This is a genomic window from Halomonas denitrificans (genome assembly GCA_019800895.1).
GTDB lineage: Bacteria > Pseudomonadota > Gammaproteobacteria > Xanthomonadales > Wenzhouxiangellaceae.
Map to the genome: position 1 here is coordinate 620,215 of JAHVKF010000001.1, position 26,122 is coordinate 646,336.

A 26,122-nucleotide genomic window follows, 5' to 3' on the forward strand; every position below is an offset into this window, starting at 1 on the left:
GGCTCAGCGCTTCACGATGACGTCGGCGAAGCGGTCCGGCCCGATCCGGATCGCCGCGCCGGTCGGGCAGGCGCGCACGCAGGCCGGGCCGCCGGAGAGCTCCATGCAGCCGTCGCACTTGACCGCCACCTTCGACGATGCGTCCCTGTCGGCGTGGTCGACCGTCGCCGTCGCCGTCGACGCCTCGCCCGGCGCCGGCCCGAGGCCGAGCAGCAGCCAGGCGAGCAGGCCGGTCTTCCCCACCTGGCGCGGGGCCAGGTGGATCGCGTCGTAGGGGCAGTGGGTCTCGCAGTTGCCGCAGCCGATGCACGAGTCGTCGATGAACACCTCGCCGCTGCGCGCGCGGTGGATCGCGTCGACGGGGCAGTCCTTCATGCAGTGCGGGTGCTCGCAGTGGCGACAGGAGATCGGCACCTGGACCGAGGCGAAGCTTGCACCGCTCTTGCGGTCCAGCCGGCTGATGCCGCCGTGGGTCTCGGCACAGGCCTTCTCGCAGTGGTCGCAGCCCACGCACAGGTCCTCGTCGATCAGCATCGCGTTCGTCGCCTCGCCAAGCCCTTCGGACATGAAGAAGGAGACGATGCTGCCGCCTTCGGGCATCGAGCCGAGCAGCGTCTCGACCTTCAGCTGCTGCTGCGTTTCGCGCTGGATGTCCGCGATCCGCTGCGGGTCCTGGTTCAGGAGCGCCAGGAACTCGGGACTGCGCAGCGCGATGGTCTCCGTGCGCACGGCCGCGGTCGCGGTCTCGCGCCGCGTCGGGTCGCCCATCAGCGCCATCTGGCCGAAGATCCGACCGCTCTGCAGGTGATCGATGGCGATCGTCCTGCCGTCGACCTCGCGGGTCATCGCCACCGTGCCGCTGCGGATCAGGTGCAGCACGTCGCCGGTGTCCCCTTCGCGATGGATCGTCTCGCCCGCCGCGTATTCTCGCTGCTCGGTCCGGCCGGCGATCCTGCGCAGCACGTCGAGCGGCAGGTCGGGGGCGAAGGTCTTCTGCAATGCGCGAACGACGAAGACCCAGTCGATGCCCCGCTTGACCTCCTCGTTGGAGTTCATCACCTTGATCATCATCCGGCGCGGGGTCTCGAGCAGGATGGTCCCCGGGCCGATCTCGGCGAAACCGCTGCGCGGCCGGCCCGAGATCAGGCTCATCTCGCCGAAGAACTGCCCGGCCTTCAGCGTATGGACCGGTCCGTCGTTCTCGTACCGGAGCCGGACCTCGCCCTCGGCGATCGTGTAGAAGGTGCTGGTGTAGTCGCCGTCGCGGTAGATCGTCGACCCCTCCTCGACGATGCGCGTGGACCGCGGGCGCTCCGGCGGCGCGCGGTCGGCGTCGCCGATCGGCTCGCCCTGCGCCTTCAGCTCGCGCAGCGATTCCTTGTGGCGGTTCATCAGCTGCTTCCAGCGTTCTTCCTCCACCGCTTTCGTCTCGGCTTCGGCCTCGCGCCGGGCGTCCTCGTCGGGCACGCTGGCGATCACCCGGCTCTCGAGGACCAGCTCGCGGAACTGGAGCGCGTTCATCCGCCGGAACATCGGCAGGCGCTGCTGGTAGAGGTCGAGGATCTCCTCCGGGTCGGCCACGTAGGGCAGGCCCGCGAACTGGAGCCTGAGGAGCTCGTAGTCGACCGGCTTGACGTCGTTGCCGCGAAGGGTCTCGACCACGTCGAAGCCCTGGTTCATGGCCTGCTTGATCAGCGGATAGCCGCCGAGCGCGCCGATCACGTACAGGCCCGGCACGTTGCTCTCGTAGCGGCTGCTCAGCTCCGGCAGCGCCGTGGGCCGATCGTCGGGGAACTTCACCCCGCAGGCCTCGACGAAGCGGCGCGGCGGCACGGACCCCAGCCGCGCGATGATCCGGTGGCAGGCCACGCGCTTCTCGCCTTCCGGCGTGTCGAGCACGATGGCGCCGGGCTGGCCGGCGGCCTCTGGCGCCTCGACGCGCTTGACGTTGCTCTCGTAGAAGCACGAGAACGCCACGCCGGGATCGTTGATCGCCTTCAGCACCGCATCGAGGTTGCCCTGCTTGGCGCGGGCGAACTCGGCCCGGCGGTTGACGATGTGGACCGTGTTCTGCTCGGCCAGCCCCAGCGCGTTCTCGATCGCCGCGTCGCCGGCGCCGACCACGACGATCGTCTCGTCGCGGTAGGCCTCCGGGTCGTCGAGCTGGTACTGCACGATCGACGCGTCCTCGCCGGGCACGCCGAGCCTGCGCGGATTGCCCTGGGTGCCGATCGCGAGGACCACGGTCTCGGCCTCGACGACCTCGCCGTTGTTCAGCGAGAGGCGGAAATCCCCCCGCTGTCCCTCGATGCCGGTGACCTCGGCGCCGAAACGCACGTTGACCTGCTTCTCTTCCAGGCCCTTGCGCCACCAGTCCAGGATCTGCTCGCGCGTCCCGGCCCGGAAGCGCATCGGTGATCTCAGGTCGAGGAAGTTGGGCTCGGCCATCACGTGCTTGCCCTTCTGGTAGCGGTGGATGGTCTTGGCCGGGCCGTCGAAGGCCTCGAGGAGGATGTGCGTGGGGGCGTGGTCGGGGTTCGTCTCGCGCGCAATGGCGTCGTACTCGGCCGCGCGTGCCGCCGCACTCAGGCCTCCCGGTCCCGAGCCGACGACTGCGACGTGATACCTCTCGGCCATGATCGACGTCCTTGCCCCGGACTCGCCGGGCGCAGGTCCATCCCCTTCGTGCGGCGGCCGATCGGAGCTCCCCGCTCCGCCGATCGCCGGCTCCGACTCCCGCTCCAGAATAAGCGCCCGCCCCGGAATTGCAAGCCGGCGCGCCGGCGCGGACCGATGGACTAGAATCCCGAAGCGCCCACCGACCCGGACTTGCCGTGACCTCCACCATCCCGTCCACGCCGAAGTGGACCCGCGTGCCCGCCGCCGGAAAGCAGATCAACACCTGCGCGATCACGCCCGACGGCCACCGCGTGGTCTGCGGCACCTGGGTCGAGCGCGGACCGGGCGTCAGCGGGGACTTCCACGTCTACTGCTACGACGCCTCGGGCGACCTGCTCTACTCGATTCCGGTCTCGGACGAGGCGATCGAGCACGGCGTGTACTGGGTCGCGATCAGCGACGACGGTTCGACGCTCGCCGCCGGCGGCGAAGTGTCCGACACCGAGGGCTTTCTGCGCGTCTACGGCATTCATCCCGACGCGCCGCCGAACACCATGCGGCTCGTCCCCCTGCTCGCCACGTCGACGCCGAGCCGCGTCAACGAGGTCAGCCTCGGCGCGGACGGCAGCCGCCTGGTCGCCTGCTACGGCAGCACCGTTGCGCTGTACGGCGCCGACGGCAGCTTCGAGTTCCGATTGCTCGACACCTTCGACGCAGGGGCCGAGGCCGACGTCCAGAGCGTGATGATCGACGAGGCCGGCCGGCGAGCGGTGGCCGCGTCCCGGACCTACGGAGCAAACAATGCCACCACCGGCAAGCTGGTCCGGCTCGAGATCGGCAGCGAAGGATTCACGTCGCACCGCGTCACCCCCTTCGACAGCGGCGTGATGCGCGTGGCGATCACCGCCGACGGCAGCGCCTGGGGCGGCAGCCTGCACGACGGCAGCTGCGTGTGCTTCCAGGACAACGTAAGCGAGGAACCGGCCTGGCGCTTCAAGCCGACCGGCGACCAGCTGCCGAAGGGCCAGGCGATCTCCCTGGCCTATGGCTTCGCCATCTCGGGCTCGAGCGCCGGCACCGTGCACGTGGCGGTCGGCGCGAACCTGGACCGCCCCGCCACGCCCGCGGCCGACCCGTCCTACGGCGGTGTCGTGTACTCGCTGGCCTCGAAGCAGTCCGACGGAACGGTCGCCTCCGACTTCCTGTGGAGTCGACCGACCGCGTTCGGCGTCAACCCGGGCGTGGGCCTCGACGAGGCCGGCCTGCACGTCACCGCCACCGACGGCAAACCCGCCGACCACGGCCACGGCGTCCACGAGAGCGCCGGGCACTTCTACCTGTACGACAACGCCACCGGCGACCTCGCCTGGTCCGTAAAGACCCGGACCATGAACTGGCCCATGGCGATCTCCGCTGACGGCCACGCCATCGTCGGCGGCAGTGACGACGGCAGCCTGTACTACTGGACGGCAGACGCCGAGCAGGACGCAGCGACCCCGGCCCCGTGAGCGATACCACGCGGTCGCGCTGGCTCGAGAGCGTCGCGCTGTGCGCGGCCTGGCTGGGCATCTGGGGGCTGGGCCACCTGGCCGAGTTCACCGCCCACGCCAGCGTCTGGTACCCGCCGTCGGCGCTGACCTTCACCGCCCTGCTGGTCATCGGCCTGCGCGCCGTCCCGGCCCTGCTCGTGGCCAACGTCGTGGCCACGGTCTGGTCGGTCTGGCTCTACGACATCAGCGCCGGCTGGCAGGACATCATCGGCGGCGGTCTCGCGAACGCCGTGGTCCATATCGGCTGCTACGGCCTCGGCGCGGCGGCGCTCGGGCGCGTGGCCGACCGCCAGCAGCACAGCCTCCCGCGCATCGTCATCGCGTTCCTGGGCATCGCGATCACCGCGTCCATGGCGACCACCGCCGGCGTCATCACCAGCCTGGTCGTGTTCGACCTGCTCGACGCCGACGCCATCGCCGGGACCTGGCTGGCCTTCTGGATCGGCGACTTCGTCGCGCTCGTCGTGCTCGGCCCGCTCTGCGGCGCCCTGCTGATCAAGCTGGTCCGCGCACCGGCGTTCTGGATCGAGCCGATGGACGGCGTGCGCAAGGACGGCCTGACCGGCTCCTTCGCCTTCAAGCTCTCGGTCAGCGCGCTCGTGGTCGCCGCGGCCATGCTCGCCGCCCAGCGCCTCGGCACGGTGGAGAGCGCGTTCCTGATCTTCTTCCTGCTGATCCCCCAGATGTGGCTGACCCACTCGGAATCGCCCCTGCGAACGGCGGCGAGCCTGGGCGTCGTCAGCTTCCTGATCGTCGTCCTGCTCGGCGCCCTGGGCCTGGCGGAGTTCGTGTTCGTGTACCAGTTCGCGATCGCGGTGATCGCGACGACCGCGTGGTTCGGCCTGGCCCTGCCGCTGCTGGTCTCCGACAACCAGCAGCTGCGCGAACGGCTGATGTTCGACGGCCTGACCGGCGCCACCACGCGCGACCTGTTGATCTTCCAGGCCGGCCGCGAGCTCGCCCTGGCCCGGCGCGGCACCCCCAGCTGCCTGGCCGTGGTCGACCTGGACCGGTTCAAGCGCATCAACGACGAGCACGGCCACCCCGCCGGCGACCGCGCCCTGGTCGAGCTGGCCGACCTCATGCGCCGCGAAACGCGCGGCACCGACGTCGTGGCCCGCTACGGCGGCGACGAGTTCGTGCTGCTGCTGCCCGACACCACGCTAGCCGAAGCACGCGGCAGGCTGAATGCGCTGTGCGACGCCGTCCGGTCGGAACTGACTGTTGCGGGCGAGGCCGTCACCGTCAGCATCGGGCTGACCGAGGCGGTGCCGGACGACGACTTCGACCGCTGGTTCGAGCGCGCCGACTCGGCCCTGCTCGAGGCCAAGCGCCGGGGGCGAGATCGGGTGGAGGTTCGGGTTCCCGGCTGAGCACGCGCAGGATCACCGGCGCAGCGAGGCAAGCGGTGCGCCGCCCGAATCACCCGCCGCTCTCGTGGCCTTCCTGCAGGTAGACCGACTGCTGGGAGATCGTCCGACTCAAGGTATCGAACGGTCGTCTGTTGCCGCGGATCGCTGGGGCGCTTGTGAGGCAATCAGGCCGACATGTGCTACGTTTGCCCTTTGACCGCGGAGCAATCGCGCGTGTAGCGACGATCAAAGCCTTGGATCAAGTCCCTACGCGGAGCCGATTTGAAGAAGCAGATGGCACAAGACTTTCGCACTCTTGTTGTTCTGGCTCTTGTCCTTGCTTCAATCGGATGTTCAAACGACGAGCCCGCGCCGGAACACGCAACTCATCCGGATACCGAAGCCGAAGCCGCAGTTTCCACTAACCAAGGATTAGGGCCGAATATCCATGCTGCACTCTGCCGGTCGCCGCTCGAGAATGATGGGGACCTGCATTATTCCGGTCAGGTCGGCGATGGAACTGGTTTACGCGTCTGGTATTACGACTGCGAAAAGGTGTTCGGCCCGCCGGTCTGCGATGACCGATACGAACCAGTACTAGGAAACAAATACACGTTCCAGGAAATTCACAGTACGACGGGGCACAGCGAGGGAGGCCTGCGGATCAGCTATCAGTGCAAGGGACTCGATGAAACGAACCCTGTAATGACTTGCGTTGATGGCCTGAACGGCACCTTGGGACCGACGTCAGAATTCGAGACGGTTTACGAATGCAGTCGTGACATTGCTGCGCCCTGGTGCAACGCAGACTTTCAAGATAGTTACCCACCCAACTTCATGACGGATTATGCCTGGGACGGTGGCTGGGGGCCCGGCACCCTCAGCTACCAGTGCTTTCGGTTCCATCATGACCCACCACCATGGCCGCCGAGCTAGGTCCTGGCTCTTGATTTGACCACCAGCGGCGCCGAGGCGAGGTCTTTCAAGGCCGTGCTGAGCCGCATCGGCGTCGACCGGGTTCTCGTCGCCCTAGAAGCATGGTCGCTCGAGCGGCGGATGCAAAAGGTGGGGTGGACCTTGCGATTGACCGGGTTTCGCCCAAGGTCACCATCGACATCACCGTCCGCTCTGAATCAATAGCGGTCACCGCGGACACCGTCCCTGCGGCGACGAACCGAGCCGGCCTTGCTTTCCAGCGGCGGCGCATCTTGCGCGGCATAACGTGTTAGTTGGGCGGCATTTGCGACGAAAGCCAACTACAGATACTTACGCAAGTGGTCAGGAAACAGCCGCTCAGTCGAATCCCGGAATTTCGCTGTACTAATCCAGACCACATCGTTCTTGATGCCTTGATCAATGTATGCATAGTGCTCTGTAGCGTAGGCCGAATGATCTGAGAACTTCACCTCGAACACGAACACCACTTCATGCCCAGGTTGCCCTTCGTGCGAAAAAATATTCTCGAGAACGCATACCTGCTGCTTGCAAATAATGGGCTGACTCAACTCCTCGTAGATCTCACGGACGACAGCTTGTTCGGCAGACTCGCCAAACTCAATGCCACCCCCCGGCGGGCGCCAGCCCTTGATCTGACCTTGACTGTCCCGCACGGCCATAACCAGCACTTCCTCGGCTCGTCGGATGAGCGCGATTGACAGAGGACGAACAGATCGCGGGGGCGCCCAAACCTTTCGGTCATTCATTCTTTAGTACCTGGCCAAAATCCCGCGACAACGTTTCAGTGCCGCCTAACGTTTTAGCTTACATCTACTTGAGGCAGACCGAGCATTGCGGCAGCACCCGGAGCGCTGGGTCAAGTGGCAGGTGCAGCGCCCTGTTTGGCCTTACCTGCCACCGCTCCGAATGTCTTCTTTCTGCCAAGAGCGTTCGCCCAAAAATCCTGAAAATCCCGCGTTACTTGTCGAATCGGCACAATTACTCAGGCTCGTCAATCCAAGTAGTCTTTACCGGCCCTTGACCAATGATCTGAACTTCGACGGGCTCGTCGCCGCACGCGCCGTCGAAATGAACGCCACCTTTGGGATGCAAAACATACGCGCCGGCGGTAAGCGAGAGCGTATCGTCGCATCTGCCCGAATCGCCTTTTCCGAACGACCATACGCCGGATATCACAGTGATGTGTCTGTCTTGGTCATGATGATGCGGCGGGAACGTCAGACCAGGAGGAATCTGTAGGCGAACGACATACACGCCAGTCTCGGACGGATCTCCGGACAATACGGAGTAGCCCAACTCCTGCACCTCAGGATGGGGCTCATATGGCACGTCTGCCGCTTGAATATCGACGAACCCGGAGGCAGCGTCGTCAGCTAATGTCGTTGTTGCTGAGCTCGTCATAAGAGACGAGAACACCAAAAACGAGATAAATAGGCGCATGTTGTCTCCAAAAAGGTTGATTGTCTGCTTCGTGTCAAAAGCTGACTGTCTACGAATTCACTCACCATTGCTTACTTTCTGGAGTAAAGCGGACGTTCAGCTGCGATCATTTTGCTGCTGCGGGCTAACAGTTGGCCGCTTAGCCGCCGGGGGCTGGCGGCACGGCGGGTGGACAGGCGAAAGTAGGCGCCGATGTTCGGACGAGCCAGGAACGCTGGCGCCCCCGGTCGGCCTACAGCGGCGGGTTCTGCGGCGGCCCCGGCTGTGCCCATCAGTCCGGCGTCGTGAACGCCCTCTCTACGACTTCGACCGGGGTCTCGTCCTCGACGACGACCTCGACAATGCCTCGCCGCCGAGTTCCAAAAGCGGTCTTGTTACTTGAAACAAGTGACCATCCCTATCTGCTTGATTAGGGTTCATCAGACGAGGAGCCCTCGAGAAACACCCTGAAGAACTCCCAATAGCTCTCGCCGAGCGCGGCGAACATCGCCCGGGGAGAACCATGGCCCACGCCAGGCAGGACCTCGAACGAATGTGGGATGTTCAATGCGGTCAGGTGCTCGGAGAACCGCCGGTTGTTCTCCAGGAGCGGATCCGACTCTCCGATCAGTTGACGCATCGCCACCTTGCCACGCACCGCGTCCGCATTCTGCTCGGCGAGGAAGATGGGGCTCTGGGACCGGAAGTATTCCTGATCTCCTCCATAAACGCGGTCGAGAGTGTCCTGCGCTCTCTCGACTCCGGCGGTGGGCGCATTCTGGGGGTCGAGCATCTCTTGCAGAGGCCCGGCATTGAGCATCGAGATTGCCCCGAACAGGTGCGGGTATTTGAGCCCCAGCCTCGCTGCACCGTAGCCGCCCATACTGGCGCCCTCAAGAATGCGCCCTGGCGCCGAAGCGATCGTACGGTAAGCGGCATCAATGTGCGGAATCAGCTCGGAAACGACGATGCTCTCCATGGGGAGACTGCCGTCCCTGGAGTCGACCCACATGCTTGCACCGAGGCCGTCCGGGAAGACGACGATCAAGGGAGGCACTTTTCCTGTCCGGATGGCTGCATCGAAGCGGCTCGAAAGGATTGCAAGCACGCCTGGCGGAAAGCCACTCCCTCCGTGGAGCCAATACACGACGGGAAAGCGTTCCTCCGGCCTCGCCTCGTAGGCTGGTGGGAGGTAGATGTGGTACCCAAGCTCCAACTGCATCGCTGCGCTGGGGTACGTCCGTGCCAGGGCAAGGTGCTCGGAGGATCCTGGCGAAACGGGCTGACCGAACGCAATCGTTGGCGACAAGAGCAGCGCGAGTGCCAGTAAAATCAGGTTTCGCATTTCGAGCAACGGGTCATCTGCGCGTTCTCCCGAGGAGCATTGTAATTCGCGCCGCCGCAGAACGTTTTAGCTAAGCGGCGCGCAAAGCGCGTCCGATGGAGGCCCGCAGGGCCGGAATGTCTTGAGCGACTTGTTAGAAATCAAGTCTTGGCGACCTCCTTAAAAGTGAACCCTTTGAGATCACTTTCCTGCACTACCTTTTGAAATTGCTCACTGAAGAAAATATCGGCAACATTTCCAAAGGCAAAAATCAAAGGAGGCTCAATGTTCGAGAAATAGCGTTTTAAGTAACTCTCGATATTTTGTTGAAAATGAATACCTGCAGCAATCCAATCCGATAAGGCCTTCAGGTCAAGATCCCCCTCTGGTTTATCGCCAGGATAGTCTGGCGGTTCTGTAATACCCTCGACCTCGGGCAGTCTTGTCTTAATTGGATGGATGAAAAAATAGCTAGATTCCAATTGGACGTTACTCGTATAGCTCTCTAGTGGCTGTCCGTACCAAATTCCGGACCGTTTTTCCGCGCCAACCCCATAAAAAGAGACAGGAATTGCCTGAAATTCTTCGGGGCTTAGAAGCTCGCAGGCTCTTTCGCTGAGCACGATTCCTTCATCACTTCTTGGGCAATCACCCAGCGGAGGAGCCGTTCCGTCCTTGACGTATACCCTGGCCCCAAGAGACTTGACATTGTCTTTGAGAGGACGCCCATTCCTGAATTTCAGCATCTGCTCTCTTGCCTCTGAACCAAACCGTACACGCGCGAATCGTGGCGGTCTCCTACCCAGCATGAGAATCTTGGTCATTGAGTTCTAACGTCTTAGCTAAGCGGCGCGCGTAGCGCGTCCGATGGAGGCCCGCCAGGGCCGGAACGTACTTGAGCGACTTGTTAGATTGCGGCCTCGGAAGTCTTCTCATAGCTGATCTCTTTCTCTCATGTCGCCAGCTATTTTCTCCAGCTCCTCCGGATTGTCCGATCGCAGGATGTGGTAGAGCATCATGATCTCACCGGGCAGAGAAAACATAACCTTGAGTAGGGGCAATACCAGAAACAGCGCAATTGCCAAAATGGCGAGCCAGTTTGAAACCTGGTAGATGGCGAAGAGCCAATAGAGGAGCGCAACAACGCCTAAAACAAAGATTATTCCAAGTAGGAATTTGAGAGTGTATTTGAGCTTTGTCTTCATCCCTGAGTCAATCTAACTATGAAATATGTGACGAAAGGGCTGTATAGCGAGTAGGCGCGCGAAATGGCGCGTTAGTCCGCGTATTTTCGTCGCCGATTGGCTTCAAGTCTCTGATTTCCAACGCCCTGCCCCGCTCGCCTCGCGTACCTATCCTGCATGATCGCTGTTTAGCGCGCAAGTTTCCTACCCGAATTTCGGAAATTTCCCGATGGCGATCCGCCCCTCGATGGGGTCGACTGGGCGGGAGCCCCGACGAGCCGCCCGCATGGCCGAAAAACTCCTCGACCGGATGCGCCGCCTGATCCGGGTCCGGCACTACAGCCCGAAGACCGAGAAGGCGTACATCCACTGGGTCCGACGCTTCATCCTGTTCCACGGCAAGCGGCATCCGGAGACGATGGGCGCCGAGGAGGTCACGGCGTACCTGAGCCACCTGGCCACGGAGCGGGACTGCGCGGCGGCGACGCAGAACCAGGCGCTCAACGCGATCCTGTTCCTGTACCGCCACGTGCTCGAGATCGACCTGCCGTGGCTGGACGAGGTGGTGCGCGCGAAGCGGCCGCAGCGGGTGCCCGTGGTGCTGACGGTGGCGGAGATCCGGTCGATCCTTGCCCAGCTGCAGCCGCCGCACGACCTGGTCGTGCGGCTGCTCTACGGCTCCGGCCTTCGCGTCGGGGAAGCGGCGGCGCTGCGGATCAAGGACGTCGACCTCGAGCGACGCTCGATCACGGTCCGCGACGGCAAGGGCGCGAAGGACCGGATCACGGTGCTGGCCGACCGCTGCGTCGAGCCGCTGGCCGCGCAGATCGAGCGCGCCGCGGCCGTGGCCCGGCGCGATCGCGAACGGGGCGTTGGCGGGGTGATCCTGCCCCACGCGCTGGCGCGCAAGTACCCGAACGTGCAGTTCGAGGCGGCCTGGATGTTCGTCTTTCCCGCCCGGCACGTGAGCCGGGAACCGCGCAGCGGGCGGATCGCGCGCTATCACCTGCTGACCGGCTCGATCCAGCGGGCGGTCAAGAAGGCAACGCGGCAGGCCGGCATCCGCAAGCCGGTGACCAGCCACGTGTTCCGCCACTCCTTCGCCACCCACCTGCTCGAGTCCGGTGCGGACATCCGGACGATTCAACAGTTACTCGGCCACTCGGACGTGCGCACGACGATGATCTACACCCACGTGGTTCAGCGCGGAGCGCTGGGGGCGCGGAGTCCGCTGGATGGCTGAGGATTCCGTGCGCGCGTGCCGGGTCAGGCGCTGCGCAGGATCTTCTCCATCGGCCGGCCCTTCGCCAGCTCGTCGACCAGCTTGTCGAGGTAGCGGACCTGCTTCGTCAGCGGTGTTTCGATGTCCTCGATCCGGTAGCCGCAGATGGTTCCGGTGATGCGCTTCGCGTTCGGGTTGAGTTCCGCCCGTTCGAAGAACTGCTCGAAGGTCACGCCTTCATCGATCAGCCGCTTCACGTCGCGTTCGTCGAAGCCCGTCAGCCATTCGATGACCCGGTGCAGTTCCTCGACCGTGCGGCCCTTCTTCTCGACCTTGGTGACATAGTGCGGGTAGACCGCAGCGAAGGTCAGGGTCGCCATGCGTGCATCGTGCTCGGGGGTGGTGGTCATCGGCCCTCCTGGGGTGGGTGCGAGACGGTGAGTGCGGAATGCATTCGAGTTCGGCCCGGCGGCGTCAACCGCCCTGCCTGGCCAGCTTCTTCTGGAGCGGCTCGGCGGACAGGTGCCTGGCCACGTCGAAGGGGTCGCAGTTGCCGCTGGCGCTGGTGAACTCGATCGGGCCGACCCGGCGAGCGACCTTCAGCGCCGCGCTGTTCAGCGCCTTGCTGCGCTTGCCGATGCCCATCAGCGCCGTGCCCATGGACATGCGCACGTTCTCGGGCTCGTCGTCGATCGCCCGGTCGATCCGCTCGATGTGGTCGAGGAAGTACGCGTCCTCCGGCGCCTTCTTGCCCTTCCACTTCGAGGCCTCGTACAGCAGGCCGTAGCCGCAGTCGCGGCGCACCGGGTCGTCGCTGCGAACCCAGTCGTCGGCCAGTTCCAGCGCGAAGGGCGCCTTGGCCAGGGTGGCGTCGCAGGACGCGAACACGTGGGCCAGCATGCCGCCGGCGAGTTGCTCGACCTGGCGCTCGGCCTGTTCGCGGGTGATCTTCTTCGGCTCGTCGATCAGCAGCGCGATGACCCGGGCGTCGTAGACGTCGGTGGCCCACAGCGCTTCGGCCAGCGCATGATCGCGCCCGAACTCCTTGGCGAGCTTGCGAAGCTGGGTCAGGCCGATGCCGAAGCTGCGCAGTCCCGCCCGGCCTTCTCCAAGCTTCTCCCAGTGCTGCATGCCGCGCTCGTTGCGTTCCGCTTCGAGCCGCTCGAGGACATCGTGTTCGTTCATGGGTCCCTCCTTCGTCCGCAGTCCGGACAGACGAGCTGCCCGTTCATGTTGCCATCCTGGCCGATGCGTTTCCCGTCCGACCGACCGCCCGGCAGACCGCTCGACCCCGCTAGCCTTCGCTGAGCAACGCCACCGAGCCGTCCGCGTGAACTGTAAAGCGGAGCGTGCGGAACCACTGGCCCTCCTTCGCGTAGGCCGCTTCTCCGGACGCGACCCTGCCGTCGTGGAGTTCCGCGCGATAGCTTAGCGTTCCGCCCGCCGCCTGCGGAGCGAAGAACACGCGGCCTGCGCTGTCCGGCGCGACGGGGCCGATCGAGACGCGGCTGGTCGGAAGTTCGACGACGAATTCCCGGACGGGGTGATCGGACCGGTTCTGCACGTGCACCGTCGGCGCCATCTCGCGGCCCACGAGAACGGTTACCGCGACGAGCAGCAGCCCGGCGACGAGAGCGATCGAGAGCTTTTTCATTGCAGTCTCCGCAAGGTCGGGCGTGCAGGATGCCGCGCATCGACCGTCCTGGCCCGTCCCATTGGTCCCGCTTCGACCCGGCCCGGCACCGGTCAGACGTCCTCGATCAGTTCCCGGTGCACCCGCACGGCGGTATTGCGCGGCCGGATCGTCCGGCCGCGGGCCTCCAGGTGCGCGCGGCAGATCGACGCACCGATCAGCAGGATCAGCGAAGAGTAGTTGACCCACAGCAGCAGCAGGACCAGCGAGCCGGCCGCGCCGTAGGCCGAACCGGCCGCGGTGCTGGCCAGGTACCACGCGATCAGCGACTTGCCGACGGTGAACAGCAGCGCGGTGATGAACGCGCCGGGCAGCACGTCCTTCCAGCGCAGCATCACGTCGGGCAGGATGCGGAAGATGGCCGCGAACAGCAGCGTGACCACGGTCAGCGAGATCACCGGTTCGACGGCCAGCAGCAGCAGGCCGGGAATCGGCAGCCACTGCTCGGCGTAGGCGACCACGGCGCGGACCGCGACGCCGAGGAGCAGCGAGACCAGCAGGATGAAGCCGATCGACAGCACCATGGTCAGCGACAGCAGCCGCGCCTTGACGAACAGCCAGATCGAGTTGCGCGACGGCCGCGGCATGACGTCCCAGATCTGGTTCAGCGATTTCTGCATCTGGGCGAACACGGTGGTCGCACCGAGGATCGTGGCGGCAAGACCGGCCACCGTGGGCCAGATGCCCGACTGCTCGATCTGCGAGTTCTCGATCGCGGTCTCCACGGCGCTCATGGCCTGCGGACCCAGGGCCATCTCCAGCTGGTCCATCAGCTGCTGGCGTGCGGCATCCTCGCCGAGCAGCAGGCCGAGCATGGCCACGACCAGGATGACCACGGGCGCGATTGAGAACACGGTGAAGAAGGCCAGCGCCGCGGCGTAGATGAAGGCCTGGCTGTCCAGCCAGTTCTTGCCGGCGGCCTTGAACACCGCCGCCCAGTAGAACAGGAAATCGCGGATCGAGGAAACGGCTGAAGACATCATGGGAAAAGGATAACGAAGCCGCGTGCGCGAATCCGTGCTTCCGGTCCGGGCCCGCAGCGCGAACGCTTACATCGGGTCTTCGGGCCCGCCCACGACCATCCGCACGGCCCGGGCCTCTTCGCCCCAGGGCGCGATGTTGGTCATCTGCAGCACGACGGTGCCGTCCGGCCGCTCGGCCAGCTTGATCCGCCAGTGCCAGTCGGGCCCCTCGCCGGCCGGGTAGCTGTACTCGCCGGCGATCAGCGCGCCGTGGTCGCGCACCGGCTCGAGGCGCACGCGCTCGGGCTGGTGCCAGCTGTCGGACCAGGTCCAGCCGTCGTCCCGGCGCAGCTCGCCGGTCTGCGGCGCGTCCTTCCAGGCCCAGGTGTAGACGATGCGGTCGGTCTCGACCTTCAGCGTGCCGTCGCTGTGCTCTGCTTCGTTCCCCGTGGGGTCGAGCCAGAGTTCGTTGGGGCCGGTCCACTCGGCCCCGGCGTTGGCGTCGAGCCAGGCCTCGATCGTGGTCATGGAGTCGTCCTCGCTTGCATGCAGGCTGGGATGGGCGAACGCCGCCAGACCGAGCAGGCCGGCGGCAAGAAGGCAAGGAACGGGTTCACGGTCGGTCATGGTCGGTCTCCCGGTGTCTGGATGGGCAACGGCGCCGCACGCGCCGGCGCGGCCGGCGGCGGTCGCTCGCAGGCAACGGCCGACGGACGCCCGCAGGCCTTCTACAGCGTACTACGACCAGCCCGGCCGCCAGCGCGACGCATCCTTCAGCTCGCGCCAGTCGATCGCGCGTTCGCGCCCGGTGAGCACGGCCTCGAGCAGACAATGCACGACATTTCCGTCGTCGTCGAACTCCACCTCGCTGACCCGGAAATGCTTCTCCCGCTTCTCGGGCTGCACCGCCGTCCACTTGCTGTTCAACAGCTTCTTCGGGTGGAGGCGGTTCACGGGAGAAACACCTCGTCGAAGGCTTGCCCCCTGCCGATGCGGTCGAGGTCGTCGAAGAAGGTCGCGGGCCGGACCAGCGGCTCCACGGCAAGCCGCGCCGCTCGATAGTGGGTGCGGACGTCACCGGCGAAGAACGCCGCGCCGCGGTCGAGTCCGCGCACGGCTTCGATAACGTGCTCGGGCAGCTCGATGTTCTCGGGCCGGTACGGTTCCCGGTGGTCGACGATCAGCGCCGCGCCCTCGTCGAACCAGGTCGGGATCTCGCGCAGGAAGCGCCAGAAGCCGACACGGTGCTGGATCTCGGCGTGGAGCCACTCGTGCGCGATCACGTCGACGTTGCGCCCCTCGGGGCCGAGGACGATGCACGCGCCCCAGGGCGCCCGGTGCATGCTCGCCGTGGCGTTCGCACCCCAGGCCGCCGCGATCTGCTCGTCCGCCACCACCAGCATCCGCGGGCGGGACTGCGGCGCACCGAAGACGGCCTCGATCCGCGCCGCGGCGCCGTCGACGTGGCGCGCGACCTCGTCGGCCACGGCCGTCGGCACCGGGCCGGCCAGGTACAGTTCGCCGGCATGGCGGTGCTCGGCGGACAGTCGCGCACAGGCCGCGGCCGGGTGCTGCGCGGCCAGCGCGACGCCGATGCAGGTGGCAATGCAGATCGCGACGAGAAGCGCTGCGCCACCGACGGCAGCGCAGGTCCGGACCTTTCGTTTTCGCGGGGTCATTCGCGTTCCTGCCTCCTCGTCGATCCGGCCCCGCGGCTTCGCCCTGCGGCTGCGCGCGCCGCCGATACCGCCCGGGACCCCAGCACGGCGATCACCGCGGCCGCGACATTGACGGCCACGTCGCGCAGGTCGAACACGCGCGCCGGCAGCACCCACTGGATCGCCTCGTCGACCACGCCGGCCAGGCCGGTCGCCGCCACGGCCAGCAGGCGCGGTGCCGGGACGCGCCTGCCGTTCGAGCGCCGCTCCAGCAGGGCCTCCTGGACCAGCAGGGCCAGCACCCCGTACTCCATCAGGTGCGAGCGCTCGGGGATGCCCATGCGCACGAACAGCATCAGGTAGACGGCGAACACGCCCGCCAGCACACCCCATTCCAGTCCGCGCCGCCCGACCGCCAGGCCCTGCAGCACGATCGCCGCGCCGATCAGCACGAAGGCCAGGATGAAGGCCGGGTCGAGCACGCCGCGCTCACCCAGCGCGTCGACCAGGCGCGCGGCCAGGCCCAGCGTGGCGTAGATCACCGCGAGCACCGACAGGGCCAGCAGCCAGAGCACGCGCTCGCGCCGTGAGGTGGTCCCGAACGGGCCGTCGGCGAGTGCTGTCCTCACGAAGACGCCCGCGCGGCGGTCACCGCGGACGGAACGGGCGAGCGCACCGGGTCAACGGTCGTCGACTGCAGCGCCGCGGTGCGCAAGGTCGGCGCCGCTCGGCTCGAAGCCCAGCACCAGGCGCTCGGGCAGCAGGAGGTCGTGCACCGCATCGCCCTCGACCCGGGTCCACAGCACGGTCACGTCCGAAAGCGCGTGGCCGTCGTAGCGGCCCGACCATTCGACCCGTTCGTCGCGCTCTCCGCGGTGTTCGCTGGCAAACCGCAGGTAGCCGTCCCCCCGGATGACCTCGACCGGCGCGCAGTCCTGTTCGTCGTCGATGGTCCAGCACAGTTCGCCGCCGGCGAAGGACAGCACCCCGTCGACACCGAATGCGCCGTAGACGCCGTGGGCACGGATCTCGCCGGGCACGGCCAGGCCGTCGAGCTCGAGCGAAGAATCACCCGGCTGCGCTGTGGCTGCTGGAGCCGTCGAGACGAGCAGGAGCACGAGCCCGGCGATGGTCCGGCGTCGAAGGCACGGTCGGGCGGGGCATCGAAGTCGGAAATGCGCGACGGTCATGGCGATCTCCTGGCGCTGGCTGCGCACGTTGCCTGAAGGTCCGACCCCGGCCGGCACCGATCGTTCGGCCGGTGGGCGTGCGACGTGTCCATGCCGCGATTCAACCGCCGCCGCCCTTGCCGGACGATCGCGAACGCTTCTCCCACAGGTTCACGAAGAAGTTGCCCACCGAACCGATCAGCATGAACAGGGAGCCGAACACGAACAGCCAGATCGCGAGGGTCTTGTAGGCCTCGAACCGTTCGAAGAACAGGATGCTGCCGATGAAGAAGCTCAGGTTGCCGACCAGGCCGATGGTCATGTGGATCCAGCTGTAGTCCTGGACGAGGACGCGGAGCGGTTTGTTGTCGATGTCCATCGCGATCCCTCGATTCGGGAAATGGAGGTTCGACGAACAGGATAGCCGCCCCCGCCTGGCCTGCACGGAGCATCGCCCCTCGTCAGCGCCCCATTGTTCAGACCGGAGAGCCTTCGTCGTTGCCGGGGAGCGGCTCGAGCACCACCACGAGGAACGTTGCGATCGGCCCCAGCAACGGCGAGTGCAGGAACCCGTTCAGCCCGCCGCGGCCCTTGCCCTGCGCCAGGCCCGCGTTGATCAGGCACAGCGTGCCCCAGCCCGCGTACCACTCGTTGAAAAAGCCATCACCCATGGTGCAACCCGTTGTCCCGACCGCCAGTTCGAAAGCCTATCGGACCGGTGCGATCACCGCGCGCACTCACCGGACTCGGAACTGTGCCACCACTCGCGGAATCGGCAGCACAACCCGTCGCCATCGAAGTCGGCGACCAGCACGCCGTCGACCTCGATCGCCTCGCCGGAGTCGCGCCGCACCAGCGACGTTCGCCAGTGGGCCACGCCCGTTGCGCCTTCGACGGAGAGGATCTCGTAGCGAAACCGAATGTCGCGCTGCCGCTCGATGGCCTGGCCCCAGGCGGCCACGATTTCGCTTCGCCCACGCTGCGGCGCCTCCAGCGGCGTCCAGTGGTACTCCGCATCGGTCGTGAACAGCGGCGCCGCCGCCTCCGGTCGTTCGGACATCCAGGCCCTGCCGTAGCGGTCGAGCCAGTCGCCGAACGTGTCGTGCGTGATGGGGTGTTCCATGGCAATCGTCCTATGTTCCGCTTGGGTCAAGTGCGCCTGGGTCCAGTGCGCTTGGTTCCAGTGCGCGTGGGTCCGACTCTCCTGGGGCCGCTTCAGGGGCGCGCGTTCGGATGCGCCACGACGAACCGCAACACCGTTCGAGCTCCGTCCGGCGGCACGTGCTCGGACTGCAGAACACCACCGACGCGGCGAATCATCCGGGCCGAGGCCTCGTTGCCGGCATGGCAGTGGATGTGCACATCGCCGATCCCCCGGGCACGCGCCTGCTCGATCGTGCGCGCCAGCAGTTCGATCCCGAGCCCTTCGCCTCGCCGGGACGGCCGGATGCCCAGGCCGATATGCCCGCCACAGGCGCGCAGGCCGCTGTTGAGCCGATGACGGAGGTTGGAGACGCCGAGCAGGTCCTGGCCGTCGACCAGCCAGAAGGTGGAACTGGGGACGTAGCCATCCGGCAGATCGACGCCCCGCTCGAAGCGCTCGATGCGCCGGAGCATGGCGTCGAAATCCTGCGGATCGAAATCCATCGGAAAGGGATAGCGTTCCTCGTCGCCGAGTTCGTCGAGGTAGGCCCGGTAGCTGGCTTCGAAGCGACCATCGGGCCGGACCAGGCGCAGGCGACTCCGGCGCGCCTCGTCGAACCTCGAGACGTCCTGCCCGGGAAGCGTCATCACCGCCTCGCCGAGATCGTTGGACCCGCGTTCGACCCAGCCCCGACGCGCGTAGAACCCGAACGCCCGCGTATCGCGCTCCGTGGTCAGCGTCAGCGTCGCGTGGCCAGCGTCCCGCAAGGCCGCGACCAGCGGGGCCATCAGGCGGGCGCCGACGCCTTTGCCTTCGTGCTCCGGGCGAACGAACAGCGCGTAGACCGAGCCGTCGCGAAGGTCCCCCATCGAAAATCCGACGACCGTATCGCCGTCTTCGGCGCAGAAGCAGACGTGCGAAGGCGGCTGCCCCTTGCCGAGCATGTCGGCGATCGCGCCCGCGTCGATCCCGAGCTCGGCCGCACGCGAGGAGGTCAGGACGTTTTCCTTGACCGCGAAGCGAACGGCCATCAGGTCGCGCGCGTCGGATGGCGTCGCTGGACGGACCCGGATCACGGATGCTGTGCCTCTCCTGCGTCGCCGCCGCCGACCGTCAGGCCGTCTCGTTCGTCATCCCAGGCCATGTTCGCGATCTTCCACTCGCCGTCGATCTTGTACAGCTGGATGGAATTGATGCCGCGTTTCAGAAAGCGCGTCTGCGCCGCATCCTCGTAGGCTTCGTAGGTGCTAAACACGTGCGCGATCTGGCCGAAGGTCTCGATCACGTTGTGCACTTCGACCTCGAAGAAATCGCGTCCGCCCATCTTCCGCTCGAAATTCGCCGGATAGTCCACCGCGCGAATGATCTCCGGCCGGGCCACGCAGTCGTCGCCGACGACGGTCCGGATCATGTGCGCCTGGGGCAGGAACAGCTCGGCCTCGCGCGCCCAGTCACGCGCACGGTCGCCGGGGCCCGAGACCAGCGAATAGAGCTCGGTGACCAGCGCCCGGATGGCGTCGCGGTCGCTCACGACCGATTCCTCATCGGCCGGCTTCGAACAGCACGAGCGCGGCGACCGCGAAGAACACGATCCACGACAGGTGCCGCCCTCGTCCGCCCCACAGCGTGATCAGGCCGGTCGCGAAGAAGGTCGCGGCCGTAGCGAGAAGGACGCTGCGGTCGTCGAGGCGGTCGTGGGCCGCGAGCACCAGCAGCGCGGCGAAACCGAACCAGGCAACGGTCGTGATGTGCCAGGCGAAGCGGAGCACGTCGGCCATCGATTCCCGGCCGAACAGCCGCAGCGTGGGCAGCGACTCCAGGCGCTCGATGCGTTTCAGGACGAAGCGTTCGCCGAGCAGCGAATGGGCGAAACCGATGCCGACGAGGAGGACGGCTGCAAGATCGAGGACAAGCATCGTGGTTCCCGTGGTGGGCTCGGCGTTACCGCGGCCGCTCCAGTCTACCCGCGCTCGCCCGGCGCCTAGGCAGGACCGCCGGTCAGCAGGCCGGCGAACAGGTACGCGGCCGTCGGCCCGGCCAGCCCGAGATAGAGCAGCACCAGCATCCAGTAGATCACCGGCTCGCGGCTGCGCTCGAAGTGATCGATCTGGCCCCGGTAGCCCACCGTTGCGATCCAGCCCGAGTGCAGTGCGAAAGCCGTGTAGACGATCAAGGCGAGCGCGCAGAGGATCAGCAGCGGGCTCGCGGTCCAGTCGAGGACAGCGTCCAGGCCGAAGGCGGCCGCGATGCCGAGGAGGCCGAGCGTGGTGAACGCGATCGCGGCAAGCGGCCGCCCGGCCGGGTTGCGCGGCGGTCGCTTCCGGCTCACGGCAGGGCCTGCTGCAGATCGGTGCGCGAGGTCCGGCCCGGGGAAGAATCGGCGAAGGAGGTACCGGTGGCCATCGCGAACGCTCCGGTTCAGTCCTCGCTCAGCCCGCGCCGGTCCTCGTCGGACAGCACCCGCTCGAGCGCGGCCGTGTCGTAGAAGGATCGAACCGACGCGATCCGGCCGTCGCGAACCGTGATCCAGTCGCAGGAGGGAATGACGCCGCCGGCCGAGTGGTTCTCGAAGTACACCGCCGCGCGACCCGAATCCGCCACCACGGCCTGGATCTCGAGCCGGTTGACGCTCTTGCGCGCCAGCGGCTCGACGGTCGCCAGGTAGTGGTCGCGCCCCGCCAGGCGACCGAAGGGGCTGATGTGGACGAAGTCCGCGGCCAGGTGCTCGCGCAGCCAGGCCAGGTCCATGCGCTGCCAGGCCTGGATCCAGCCGCGGGCCAGGCTGCGCACATCGCCGGAGCGGTCGGTGGCCATGCCCCGCGATCAGACCTGCCAGAGCCCGTGCTGGATGCCGCCGAGCACGTAGATCGCGATCGTGCCCCGACCCGGAATCTCCATTGCCTCGAGGGCGACTTCGCCGCCGGACTCGGTGGCCGCGGCCAGGGCCCGCTCCAGGTCGTCGACCCGGTGGTACGGCCGAACGACCGGGTCTTCGTCCTCGTGCATCGGCGCCCGAACCCCGACCTCGGTACCGTCGGGCCGCGTGGCCGTTCGCGCCCCGCCCAGCTCGGCTACCGGTTCACCGAACTCGGCGCCGAGGCTCCGGGCGAGCGCGGCGCAGGTCGCATCGACGTCTGGCGTCACGAATTCCAGGTAGTGCAGGTCCATGGCGGCATCCTCGACGGGGAACGAATCGCCATCATTCCACTTCCGGAGGGTCGGCTGCAATCCCGCCGGACGCGCCGACGCGGCGCCGCGCCAGCTCCAGCGAGCCCAGCGCCGCCACGCCGCCGAAGACGAAGGCCCAGACCGAGTCGTCCAGCACCAGGTGCCAGGCCACCGGGCCGTCGCCGGACAGCAGGTTCATGGTCTGCAGGAACAGCGGCACGAAGACGGCGGTGCCGGCCGCCCCGCCGAGCAGCACCGGAAAGCGGCCGAAGCGGACAAAACGTTCGCGCCGGAACAGCAGGCCGGTGATCCACCAGAACAGCGCGCCGCTCAGGACGCCGAACAGCGCGAAGCGCAGGGCCAGCGAGAGCGCGAGGACCCCGCCGCTGCCTGCGCCGTCCGGCGCGTCCGCGACGGCCATCAGCGCGAGTACCGAGCCGATCAGGCCGAAGACCAGGCCCCAGAGACCGGCATGGACGAGGCCGCCGGGGAGTCGCGATGGCGGACGGGCGGAGGCTTCGGGTTCGGGACGCATGGCAGGCTCCTGGAGCGGGTCGGTGTCGAACAGGGTACGAATATGCCATCCCGATCGGACCGCGCAGGGGCCGGAAGATGGCAATCGGCGGGCAGGTGAAGAGCTACAGCGCGTGCTCGGTGCTGGTCTCGATGCGATACATCATCCGGTTGGCCAGCTCGGCGGCGAGCGCCTCGGGCAGGTACGGAACGGTCCGCTCGCCGTGCGGCAGGCGCACGGTCAGCGAGGCCAGGCCGTGGCGGCGCTGGTAGGGGCTGGTGGTCACCTTGACCTGCTGGCAGCGCGCGTCCTCGAACAGGATGATCTTCGTGCCCACCAGGCCTTCGCGAACCTGCAGGCCGTCCTCGCCGATCTGTACGCCCCAGCGCTTCCAGCGCAGGTGGATCAGGAACGCGAGCAGCACGGCGGCGGCAACCAGCGCTTCGGGCAGCCACGACCAGCCATCGCCGAAGAAGTGGTTCACCGCGGCCATCGCGAGCGGAATCGGCAGCAGCCGTTGCCAGTAGACCCGACGGAAGCGCTTGTCGATGGGTTCGAACTCCGGCGGCCGCCACTCGCGCGCCGCCATTTCCGACGCCACCGCCGGGAGGCGCTCGGGCGAAATGCCCGGCACCAGGAACCGCTTGCCCTGGTTGATGGGGTTCATCGCGTCGAGGGCGGCCTGGTGACCGACCGCGTGCCAACGGCGCAGGACGCGGCCGAACGCGGTCTGGACCAGTTCGAGGCTGTGCAGCTTGCTGCGCTTCAGGGAGGTCTCGCGCCGGTCCAGCAGGCCGTATTCGGCGTGCAGGCGTTCGGCGTCCCCGGTCAGCCGGTAGCCGTGGAAGCGGACCACCGCGATCAGGCCTGAGACGACCAGCCCCAGCGCGATGAACAGGGCGACCAGGCCCAGCACGGCGGCCACGGCGAGCAGCGGGGCCGACGACAGCGCATCGACATCGACCACCCCGGCCTGCTCGGCCCAGTCGACCGCGTCGTCGACGCGGTCGCCGATCCGCTCGGCCAGGGGACCGCCGATCACGCCGAGCACGATCCAGATCTGGTTCGAGGTCATGCCGTAGCGGAACAGGTCGCCGACGCTCGGCTGGTACTTGGCGTCGGCGGCCGGATCGAGATCCGCGGCTGCGCCACCATCCCCGGCGGATGCGGCCGGGGTCTCGACCGCGTCCGCTGCCCGGGCCCGGACTCCGGCGATGCGATCGCGCAACGCGTGCGCGTCGGCGGTCGGGATGCCCGGCAGTTCGACCTCGGTCTGGGCCGCGCCGGGGGTCTCCAGGTTCAGGCGGGTCAGGCCCAGCGGCTTCAGGTACAGGGGCTGGCTGAAGGCCACGTTCTGGACCCGCTCGAAGCGGACCTTCAGCTCCTTCTGCTCGAACAGGCCCTTGCGCACGCGGATGGCGTCGTCGGCCACCTGGAACCGGAAGCGCCGGTGATAGACCAGCGTGACCAGCAGGCCCGCCAGCAGCAGGCCGCCGGCGATCAGGCCGGCTTCGCGCAGGCCGAAGGACTCGGACAGGAACGCGCCGGTGCCGGCGCCGAAGAACAGGAACAGGTTCTCGCGCACCGCCTTCTGGACGCCGTTGATGTAGAGCGCCGCGACCGCGCTGCCGGGCAGGCGGTTCCACGCCGGTCCTCCGGCGTCGTCCGGCGGCGTGTCCGAGGCGGAGTCCGGCGACGCGGCGTCGCTCATCCGCCTTCGTCCCCGGAGTCGTTTCCGGAGTCGGCCTCGGAATCACCCGCGGTGTCGGCCAGCGCGTCGCGCAGGCGGATCTGCTCGGCCAGGTGTTCGCGCAGCGTATCCGCGGTCGTCGCCTCGAGGCCGATGATGTCGAGGTCCGAGGTCATGCCGCCGGCGGTGAACAGCTTCAGGCGGGCCAGGCCCTTCCATCGTTCGATTGGCCCGCTGGACGTCTCGACGTGCTGGATGCGCGCGAACGGCAGCATCGTCACCTTGCGCCAGAAGATGCCTTCGCGCGCGGCGATGTCGTGGTCGCGCAGGGCCCAGCCACGGCGACCGGCATCGACCCAGCGATAGACGCCGATCAGCAGCGCCAGCAGGCCCAGGGCGACCGGCGCGATCAATCCGGGCAGCAGCGTGACGCCCGGGATGAAGTTCGCCGCCGCGGACGCCGCAGCGATCGGCAGCCACCAGATCGCGGTGGTGAGCACGGTGTAGCCCCGGAAGCTCCGGGCGATCGGCTCGAACTCGAGCTCGCGGTAGTCCGGCAGCGCATCGAAGCGGCGCTGCGGGTTATGGAAGCCGGGTTCCTTCGGCGCGTCCGACGCCGAGGTGCTGTCGTTCATCCAGATCGTCCCGTTGCTGGTCGTTACGTGCCCGCTCGTAGCGTCGAGCCCCGGGACCATTGTCGCGCAGGTTGGGGGACGGGTCGTGTGCCGGAAGTCGGAGACCGACCGCTCGTCAGCGCTTGATGCCGCTGTCGTGCCAGCCGGAGGTGATCGGGTAGCGCCGGTCGCGGCCGAAGGCCTTGCGCGTCACGCGCGGGCCCGGCGCGCCCTGGCGGCGCTTGAATTCGGCGTTCAGCACCAGGCCGGCGACCCGGCGGACCATCGCCTCGTCGAGGCCCGTCGCTTCGACGATGTCGGAGATCGGCCGGTCTTCTTCCACGTAGAGCTCGATCACCCGGTCGAGCTGCGCGTACGGCGGCAGGCTGTGCTCGTCGAGCTGGTCGGGTCGAAGCTCGGCCGACGGCGGCCGGTCGATGACGCCCTGGGGGATCGCCGGCGACTGCGCGTTGCGCCAGTCGGCCAGGTCGTAGACCATGCCCTTCAGGCAGTCGCGGATCGGGCTGTAGCCGCCGCACATGTCGCCGTAGAGGGTGCTGTAGCCCACCGCCAGTTCGCTTTTGTTGCTGGTGGCCAGGACGAGGTGGCCGAACTTGTTCGACAGCGCCATCAGCAGCATGCCGCGGGCCCGGGCCTGGAGGTTCTCCTCGGCGATGTTCTCCGGCCGGTCGGCGAACGCCGCTTCGAGCTGCTGCAGGCTGGTCTGGAAGATCGGTTCGATCGAGATCGTGTCGGTCTGCAGGCCGAGCAGGTCGACCTGCTCGGTCGCAAGGATCAGCGACAGTTCGCTGGTGTGGCGCGACGGCATCAGGATGCCGTGGACGTTCTCGCCGCCCAGGGCATCGGCCGCCAGGGCGGCGCAGACCGCCGAATCGATGCCTCCGGACAGGCCGAGAACCGTCGACCGGAAGCCGTTCTTCAGCACGTAGTCGGCCAGGCCGCGCTGGAGGACGCGCCAGGTCACGGGGAGGGTATCGGTCTCGCCGGCGGGCCAGTGGCGGTACTCGATCCGGCCCGAGCCGGGGTCGAAGCCGACGTGCAGGAGATGTTCCTCGCAGAGGCCGGCCGGCGGCGAAAGCTCGCCGTTGCCGTCGATGCACAGCGAGTGACCGTCGAAGACCAGCTCGTCCTGGCCGCCGACGCAGTTCAGGTACAGCACCGGCAGTCCGGTTTCCGCATGGCGCGCCTTCAGGACCTCGCCGCGATCGATGTACTTGTCGTGGTAGTACGGCGACGCGTTCGAACTCAAGAGAAGTTGGGCGCCGGCGTCCGCGGCGGCCCGGGCCGCCTCCGGCGCCCAGGTGTCCTCGCAGATCAGCACGCCGACCTTCACGCCCTTGACCTCGACGACCAGCGGCGCGTCGCCCTGGACGAAGTAGCGGCGTTCGTCGAACACCGCGTAGTTCGGCAGGTCCCACTTGTCGTAGGTGCCCAGCACCTCGCCGTCGCGGATCCAGGCCGCGGAATTGAAGCGCTTGTCGCCGTCCGCCCGCGGATAGCCCACGACGACGTCGATGCCGTGGACCGCCTCGACGATCTGGCGGAAGGTCTCCTCCGTGCGTCGCATGAAGCCGGGGCGCAGCACCAGGTCCTCGGGCGGGTAGCCGGTCAGGGCCAGCTCGGGAAACAGGATCAGGTCGGCGCCGAGTTCGTCGCGGGCGCGCTCGATGGACGCCACGATCCGGTCGCGGTTGGCGGTGATGTGGCCGACGAGGAAATCGTCCTGGGCCAGAGCGATGTTCAGCATCGGTGCGGTTCCGCGTTGGACGGACGGTCACCCGCGCCGGCGGCCGGCGCGAGCGGAAACTGAAGCCCGGTGCCTGACCGGGCGGCGATCGAAGGACGGGCGCCGGCGCAGGGCC

The 26,122-nt window shown here is 67.2% G+C and carries 32 protein-coding genes; 4 read left to right on the forward strand and 28 right to left on the reverse strand.

Translation table 11 applies throughout. The features are described from left to right. Positions 1-3: 3 nt before the first annotated feature. Complete coding sequence (locus KUV67_02745) at positions 4-2,637, reverse strand: cyclic nucleotide-binding domain-containing protein (GenBank protein ID MBY6203787.1); 2,634 nt, start codon at positions 2,635-2,637, stop codon at positions 4-6. 197 nt (positions 2,638-2,834) lie between these two features. Here KUV67_02745 and KUV67_02750 point away from each other — a divergent pair, with 197 nt between their 5' ends. The 3 genes from KUV67_02750 (at position 2,835) to KUV67_02760 (ending at position 6,457) form a co-directional block, all read left to right on the forward strand. Next, entirely contained in the window at positions 2,835-4,127 is a 1,293-nt protein-coding gene (locus KUV67_02750; protein ID MBY6203788.1) for a hypothetical protein, read from the forward strand. Further along, positions 4,124-5,542, forward strand: a complete 1,419-nt coding sequence (locus KUV67_02755; protein MBY6203789.1) for a diguanylate cyclase — start codon at positions 4,124-4,126, stop codon at positions 5,540-5,542. Before KUV67_02750 ends, KUV67_02755 begins: the two co-directional genes overlap by 4 nt. A gap of 261 nt (positions 5,543-5,803) precedes the next feature. Further along, positions 5,804-6,457: a hypothetical protein gene (locus tag KUV67_02760; protein MBY6203790.1), complete on the forward strand. Its 654-nt coding sequence runs from the start codon at positions 5,804-5,806 to the stop codon at positions 6,455-6,457. 320 nt (positions 6,458-6,777) lie between these two features. On the opposite strand, the gene KUV67_02765 is transcribed toward KUV67_02760, so the two are convergent. The 5 genes from KUV67_02765 to KUV67_02785 form a co-directional block, all read right to left on the reverse strand. Beyond that, on the reverse strand, positions 6,778-7,224 hold the full coding sequence (locus KUV67_02765) for an NUDIX domain-containing protein (protein MBY6203791.1): 447 nt from the start codon (positions 7,222-7,224) through the stop codon (positions 6,778-6,780). Between the two features lie 232 nt (positions 7,225-7,456). Further along, positions 7,457-7,918: a cupin domain-containing protein gene (locus KUV67_02770; protein ID MBY6203792.1), complete on the reverse strand. Its 462-nt coding sequence runs from the start codon at positions 7,916-7,918 to the stop codon at positions 7,457-7,459. A 409-nt stretch (positions 7,919-8,327) separates the two neighbouring features. Then, positions 8,328-9,242: a hypothetical protein gene (locus KUV67_02775; GenBank protein MBY6203793.1), complete on the reverse strand. Its 915-nt coding sequence runs from the start codon at positions 9,240-9,242 to the stop codon at positions 8,328-8,330. 140 nt (positions 9,243-9,382) lie between these two features. Further along, a complete protein-coding gene (locus tag KUV67_02780) occupies positions 9,383-9,967 on the reverse strand; it encodes a hypothetical protein (GenBank protein MBY6203794.1) in 585 nt (194 codons plus the stop codon). 186 nt (positions 9,968-10,153) lie between these two features. Further along, a complete protein-coding gene (locus tag KUV67_02785; GenBank protein MBY6203795.1) occupies positions 10,154-10,426 on the reverse strand; it encodes a hypothetical protein in 273 nt (90 codons plus the stop codon). Between the two features lie 226 nt (positions 10,427-10,652). Between KUV67_02785 and KUV67_02790 the strand changes: the two genes are divergently transcribed. Then, the gene (locus KUV67_02790) at positions 10,653-11,648 is read left to right on the forward strand and encodes an integron integrase (GenBank protein ID MBY6203796.1); all 996 of its coding nucleotides are present in this window, start codon (positions 10,653-10,655) and stop codon (positions 11,646-11,648) included. A gap of 23 nt (positions 11,649-11,671) precedes the next feature. Here the strand turns inward: KUV67_02790 and KUV67_02795 are convergent, their stop codons facing one another. The 22 genes from KUV67_02795 to KUV67_02900 all read right to left on the reverse strand — a co-directional run bounded on the left by KUV67_02795 (position 11,672) and on the right by KUV67_02900 (position 26,007). Further along, the gene (locus KUV67_02795; GenBank protein MBY6203797.1) at positions 11,672-11,998 is read right to left on the reverse strand and encodes a DUF2200 domain-containing protein; all 327 of its coding nucleotides are present in this window, start codon (positions 11,996-11,998) and stop codon (positions 11,672-11,674) included. Positions 11,999-12,101: 103 nt separating this feature from the next. Then, positions 12,102-12,812, reverse strand: a complete 711-nt coding sequence (locus KUV67_02800) for a DNA alkylation repair protein (GenBank protein MBY6203798.1) — start codon at positions 12,810-12,812, stop codon at positions 12,102-12,104. A gap of 109 nt (positions 12,813-12,921) precedes the next feature. Next, complete coding sequence (locus tag KUV67_02805) at positions 12,922-13,281, reverse strand: hypothetical protein (protein ID MBY6203799.1); 360 nt, start codon at positions 13,279-13,281, stop codon at positions 12,922-12,924. A 92-nt stretch (positions 13,282-13,373) separates the two neighbouring features. Then, positions 13,374-14,300, reverse strand: coding sequence for a YihY/virulence factor BrkB family protein (locus KUV67_02810; GenBank protein ID MBY6203800.1), 927 nt, complete (start codon positions 14,298-14,300; stop codon positions 13,374-13,376). A gap of 69 nt (positions 14,301-14,369) precedes the next feature. Further along, positions 14,370-14,909 (reverse strand): hypothetical protein, encoded by a 540-nt coding sequence (locus KUV67_02815; GenBank protein ID MBY6203801.1) that lies wholly within the window; start codon positions 14,907-14,909, stop codon positions 14,370-14,372. A gap of 111 nt (positions 14,910-15,020) precedes the next feature. Beyond that, on the reverse strand, positions 15,021-15,236 hold the full coding sequence (locus KUV67_02820; protein MBY6203802.1) for a TIGR02450 family Trp-rich protein: 216 nt from the start codon (positions 15,234-15,236) through the stop codon (positions 15,021-15,023). After that, the gene (locus KUV67_02825) at positions 15,233-15,961 is read right to left on the reverse strand and encodes a hypothetical protein (GenBank protein ID MBY6203803.1); all 729 of its coding nucleotides are present in this window, start codon (positions 15,959-15,961) and stop codon (positions 15,233-15,235) included. The genes KUV67_02820 and KUV67_02825 overlap by 4 nt, the downstream gene beginning before the upstream one ends. After that, entirely contained in the window at positions 15,958-16,569 is a 612-nt protein-coding gene (locus tag KUV67_02830) for a VanZ family protein (protein ID MBY6203804.1), read from the reverse strand. Before KUV67_02830 ends, KUV67_02825 begins: the two co-directional genes overlap by 4 nt. A 51-nt stretch (positions 16,570-16,620) precedes the next feature. Continuing rightward, positions 16,621-17,130: a hypothetical protein gene (locus KUV67_02835; protein MBY6203805.1), complete on the reverse strand. Its 510-nt coding sequence runs from the start codon at positions 17,128-17,130 to the stop codon at positions 16,621-16,623. Between the two features lie 100 nt (positions 17,131-17,230). Then, positions 17,231-17,488, reverse strand: coding sequence for a YrhK family protein (locus KUV67_02840; GenBank protein MBY6203806.1), 258 nt, complete (start codon positions 17,486-17,488; stop codon positions 17,231-17,233). 97 nt (positions 17,489-17,585) lie between these two features. Beyond that, a complete protein-coding gene (locus KUV67_02845; protein ID MBY6203807.1) occupies positions 17,586-17,780 on the reverse strand; it encodes a hypothetical protein in 195 nt (64 codons plus the stop codon). 53 nt (positions 17,781-17,833) lie between these two features. Beyond that, the gene (locus KUV67_02850; GenBank protein MBY6203808.1) at positions 17,834-18,232 is read right to left on the reverse strand and encodes a nuclear transport factor 2 family protein; all 399 of its coding nucleotides are present in this window, start codon (positions 18,230-18,232) and stop codon (positions 17,834-17,836) included. A 92-nt stretch (positions 18,233-18,324) separates the two neighbouring features. After that, a complete protein-coding gene (locus KUV67_02855) occupies positions 18,325-19,329 on the reverse strand; it encodes a GNAT family N-acetyltransferase (GenBank protein ID MBY6203809.1) in 1,005 nt (334 codons plus the stop codon). Beyond that, positions 19,326-19,784, reverse strand: coding sequence for a hypothetical protein (locus tag KUV67_02860; GenBank protein ID MBY6203810.1), 459 nt, complete (start codon positions 19,782-19,784; stop codon positions 19,326-19,328). Before KUV67_02860 ends, KUV67_02855 begins: the two co-directional genes overlap by 4 nt. A 10-nt stretch (positions 19,785-19,794) precedes the next feature. Beyond that, entirely contained in the window at positions 19,795-20,169 is a 375-nt protein-coding gene (locus KUV67_02865) for a hypothetical protein (GenBank protein MBY6203811.1), read from the reverse strand. 65 nt (positions 20,170-20,234) lie between these two features. Then, positions 20,235-20,582, reverse strand: a complete 348-nt coding sequence (locus KUV67_02870; protein ID MBY6203812.1) for a hypothetical protein — start codon at positions 20,580-20,582, stop codon at positions 20,235-20,237. 89 nt (positions 20,583-20,671) lie between these two features. After that, positions 20,672-21,067: a nuclear transport factor 2 family protein gene (locus KUV67_02875; protein MBY6203813.1), complete on the reverse strand. Its 396-nt coding sequence runs from the start codon at positions 21,065-21,067 to the stop codon at positions 20,672-20,674. A gap of 9 nt (positions 21,068-21,076) precedes the next feature. After that, positions 21,077-21,421, reverse strand: coding sequence for a hydroxylase (locus tag KUV67_02880; protein ID MBY6203814.1), 345 nt, complete (start codon positions 21,419-21,421; stop codon positions 21,077-21,079). Between the two features lie 31 nt (positions 21,422-21,452). Then, a complete protein-coding gene (locus tag KUV67_02885) occupies positions 21,453-21,956 on the reverse strand; it encodes a hypothetical protein (protein MBY6203815.1) in 504 nt (167 codons plus the stop codon). 103 nt (positions 21,957-22,059) lie between these two features. Further along, positions 22,060-23,646: a PH domain-containing protein gene (locus KUV67_02890; GenBank protein ID MBY6203816.1), complete on the reverse strand. Its 1,587-nt coding sequence runs from the start codon at positions 23,644-23,646 to the stop codon at positions 22,060-22,062. Further along, the gene (locus KUV67_02895) at positions 23,643-24,260 is read right to left on the reverse strand and encodes a PH domain-containing protein (GenBank protein ID MBY6203817.1); all 618 of its coding nucleotides are present in this window, start codon (positions 24,258-24,260) and stop codon (positions 23,643-23,645) included. The genes KUV67_02890 and KUV67_02895 overlap by 4 nt, the downstream gene beginning before the upstream one ends. A gap of 115 nt (positions 24,261-24,375) precedes the next feature. Next, the gene (locus tag KUV67_02900; GenBank protein ID MBY6203818.1) at positions 24,376-26,007 is read right to left on the reverse strand and encodes an NAD+ synthase; all 1,632 of its coding nucleotides are present in this window, start codon (positions 26,005-26,007) and stop codon (positions 24,376-24,378) included. Positions 26,008-26,122 lie beyond the last annotated feature (115 nt).

Bases quoted from the DNA above. Each gene is read 5' to 3' on its own strand.
- KUV67_02875 (MBY6203813.1), bottom strand. From the start codon at position 21,067: ATGGCCACCGACCGCTCCGGCGATGTGCGCAGCCTGGCCCGCGGCTGG.
- KUV67_02865 (MBY6203811.1), bottom strand. From the start codon at position 20,169: ATGCTTGTCCTCGATCTTGCAGCCGTCCTCCTCGTCGGCATCGGTTTC.
- KUV67_02745 (MBY6203787.1), bottom strand. From the start codon at position 2,637: ATGGCCGAGAGGTATCACGTCGCAGTCGTCGGCTCGGGACCGGGAGGC.
- KUV67_02780 (MBY6203794.1), bottom strand. From the start codon at position 9,967: ATGCTGAAATTCAGGAATGGGCGTCCTCTCAAAGACAATGTCAAGTCT.
- KUV67_02900 (MBY6203818.1), bottom strand. From the start codon at position 26,007: ATGCTGAACATCGCTCTGGCCCAGGACGATTTCCTCGTCGGCCACATC.
- KUV67_02810 (MBY6203800.1), bottom strand. From the start codon at position 14,300: ATGTCTTCAGCCGTTTCCTCGATCCGCGATTTCCTGTTCTACTGGGCG.
- KUV67_02845 (MBY6203807.1), bottom strand. From the start codon at position 17,780: ATGGGTGATGGCTTTTTCAACGAGTGGTACGCGGGCTGGGGCACGCTG.
- KUV67_02770 (MBY6203792.1), bottom strand. From the start codon at position 7,918: ATGCGCCTATTTATCTCGTTTTTGGTGTTCTCGTCTCTTATGACGAGC.
- KUV67_02800 (MBY6203798.1), bottom strand. From the start codon at position 12,812: ATGAACGAACACGATGTCCTCGAGCGGCTCGAAGCGGAACGCAACGAG.
- KUV67_02785 (MBY6203795.1), bottom strand. From the start codon at position 10,426: ATGAAGACAAAGCTCAAATACACTCTCAAATTCCTACTTGGAATAATC.
- KUV67_02815 (MBY6203801.1), bottom strand. From the start codon at position 14,909: ATGACCGACCGTGAACCCGTTCCTTGCCTTCTTGCCGCCGGCCTGCTC.
- KUV67_02805 (MBY6203799.1), bottom strand. From the start codon at position 13,281: ATGAAAAAGCTCTCGATCGCTCTCGTCGCCGGGCTGCTGCTCGTCGCG.
- KUV67_02835 (MBY6203805.1), bottom strand. From the start codon at position 17,130: ATGACCGTCGCGCATTTCCGACTTCGATGCCCCGCCCGACCGTGCCTT.
- KUV67_02775 (MBY6203793.1), bottom strand. From the start codon at position 9,242: ATGCGAAACCTGATTTTACTGGCACTCGCGCTGCTCTTGTCGCCAACG.
- KUV67_02825 (MBY6203803.1), bottom strand. From the start codon at position 15,961: ATGACCCCGCGAAAACGAAAGGTCCGGACCTGCGCTGCCGTCGGTGGC.
- KUV67_02765 (MBY6203791.1), bottom strand. From the start codon at position 7,224: ATGAATGACCGAAAGGTTTGGGCGCCCCCGCGATCTGTTCGTCCTCTG.
- KUV67_02850 (MBY6203808.1), bottom strand. From the start codon at position 18,232: ATGGAACACCCCATCACGCACGACACGTTCGGCGACTGGCTCGACCGC.
- KUV67_02790 (MBY6203796.1), top strand. From the start codon at position 10,653: ATGGGGTCGACTGGGCGGGAGCCCCGACGAGCCGCCCGCATGGCCGAA.
- KUV67_02840 (MBY6203806.1), bottom strand. From the start codon at position 17,488: ATGGACATCGACAACAAACCGCTCCGCGTCCTCGTCCAGGACTACAGC.
- KUV67_02895 (MBY6203817.1), bottom strand. From the start codon at position 24,260: ATGAACGACAGCACCTCGGCGTCGGACGCGCCGAAGGAACCCGGCTTC.
- KUV67_02890 (MBY6203816.1), bottom strand. From the start codon at position 23,646: ATGAGCGACGCCGCGTCGCCGGACTCCGCCTCGGACACGCCGCCGGAC.
- KUV67_02885 (MBY6203815.1), bottom strand. From the start codon at position 21,956: ATGCGTCCCGAACCCGAAGCCTCCGCCCGTCCGCCATCGCGACTCCCC.
- KUV67_02880 (MBY6203814.1), bottom strand. From the start codon at position 21,421: ATGGACCTGCACTACCTGGAATTCGTGACGCCAGACGTCGATGCGACC.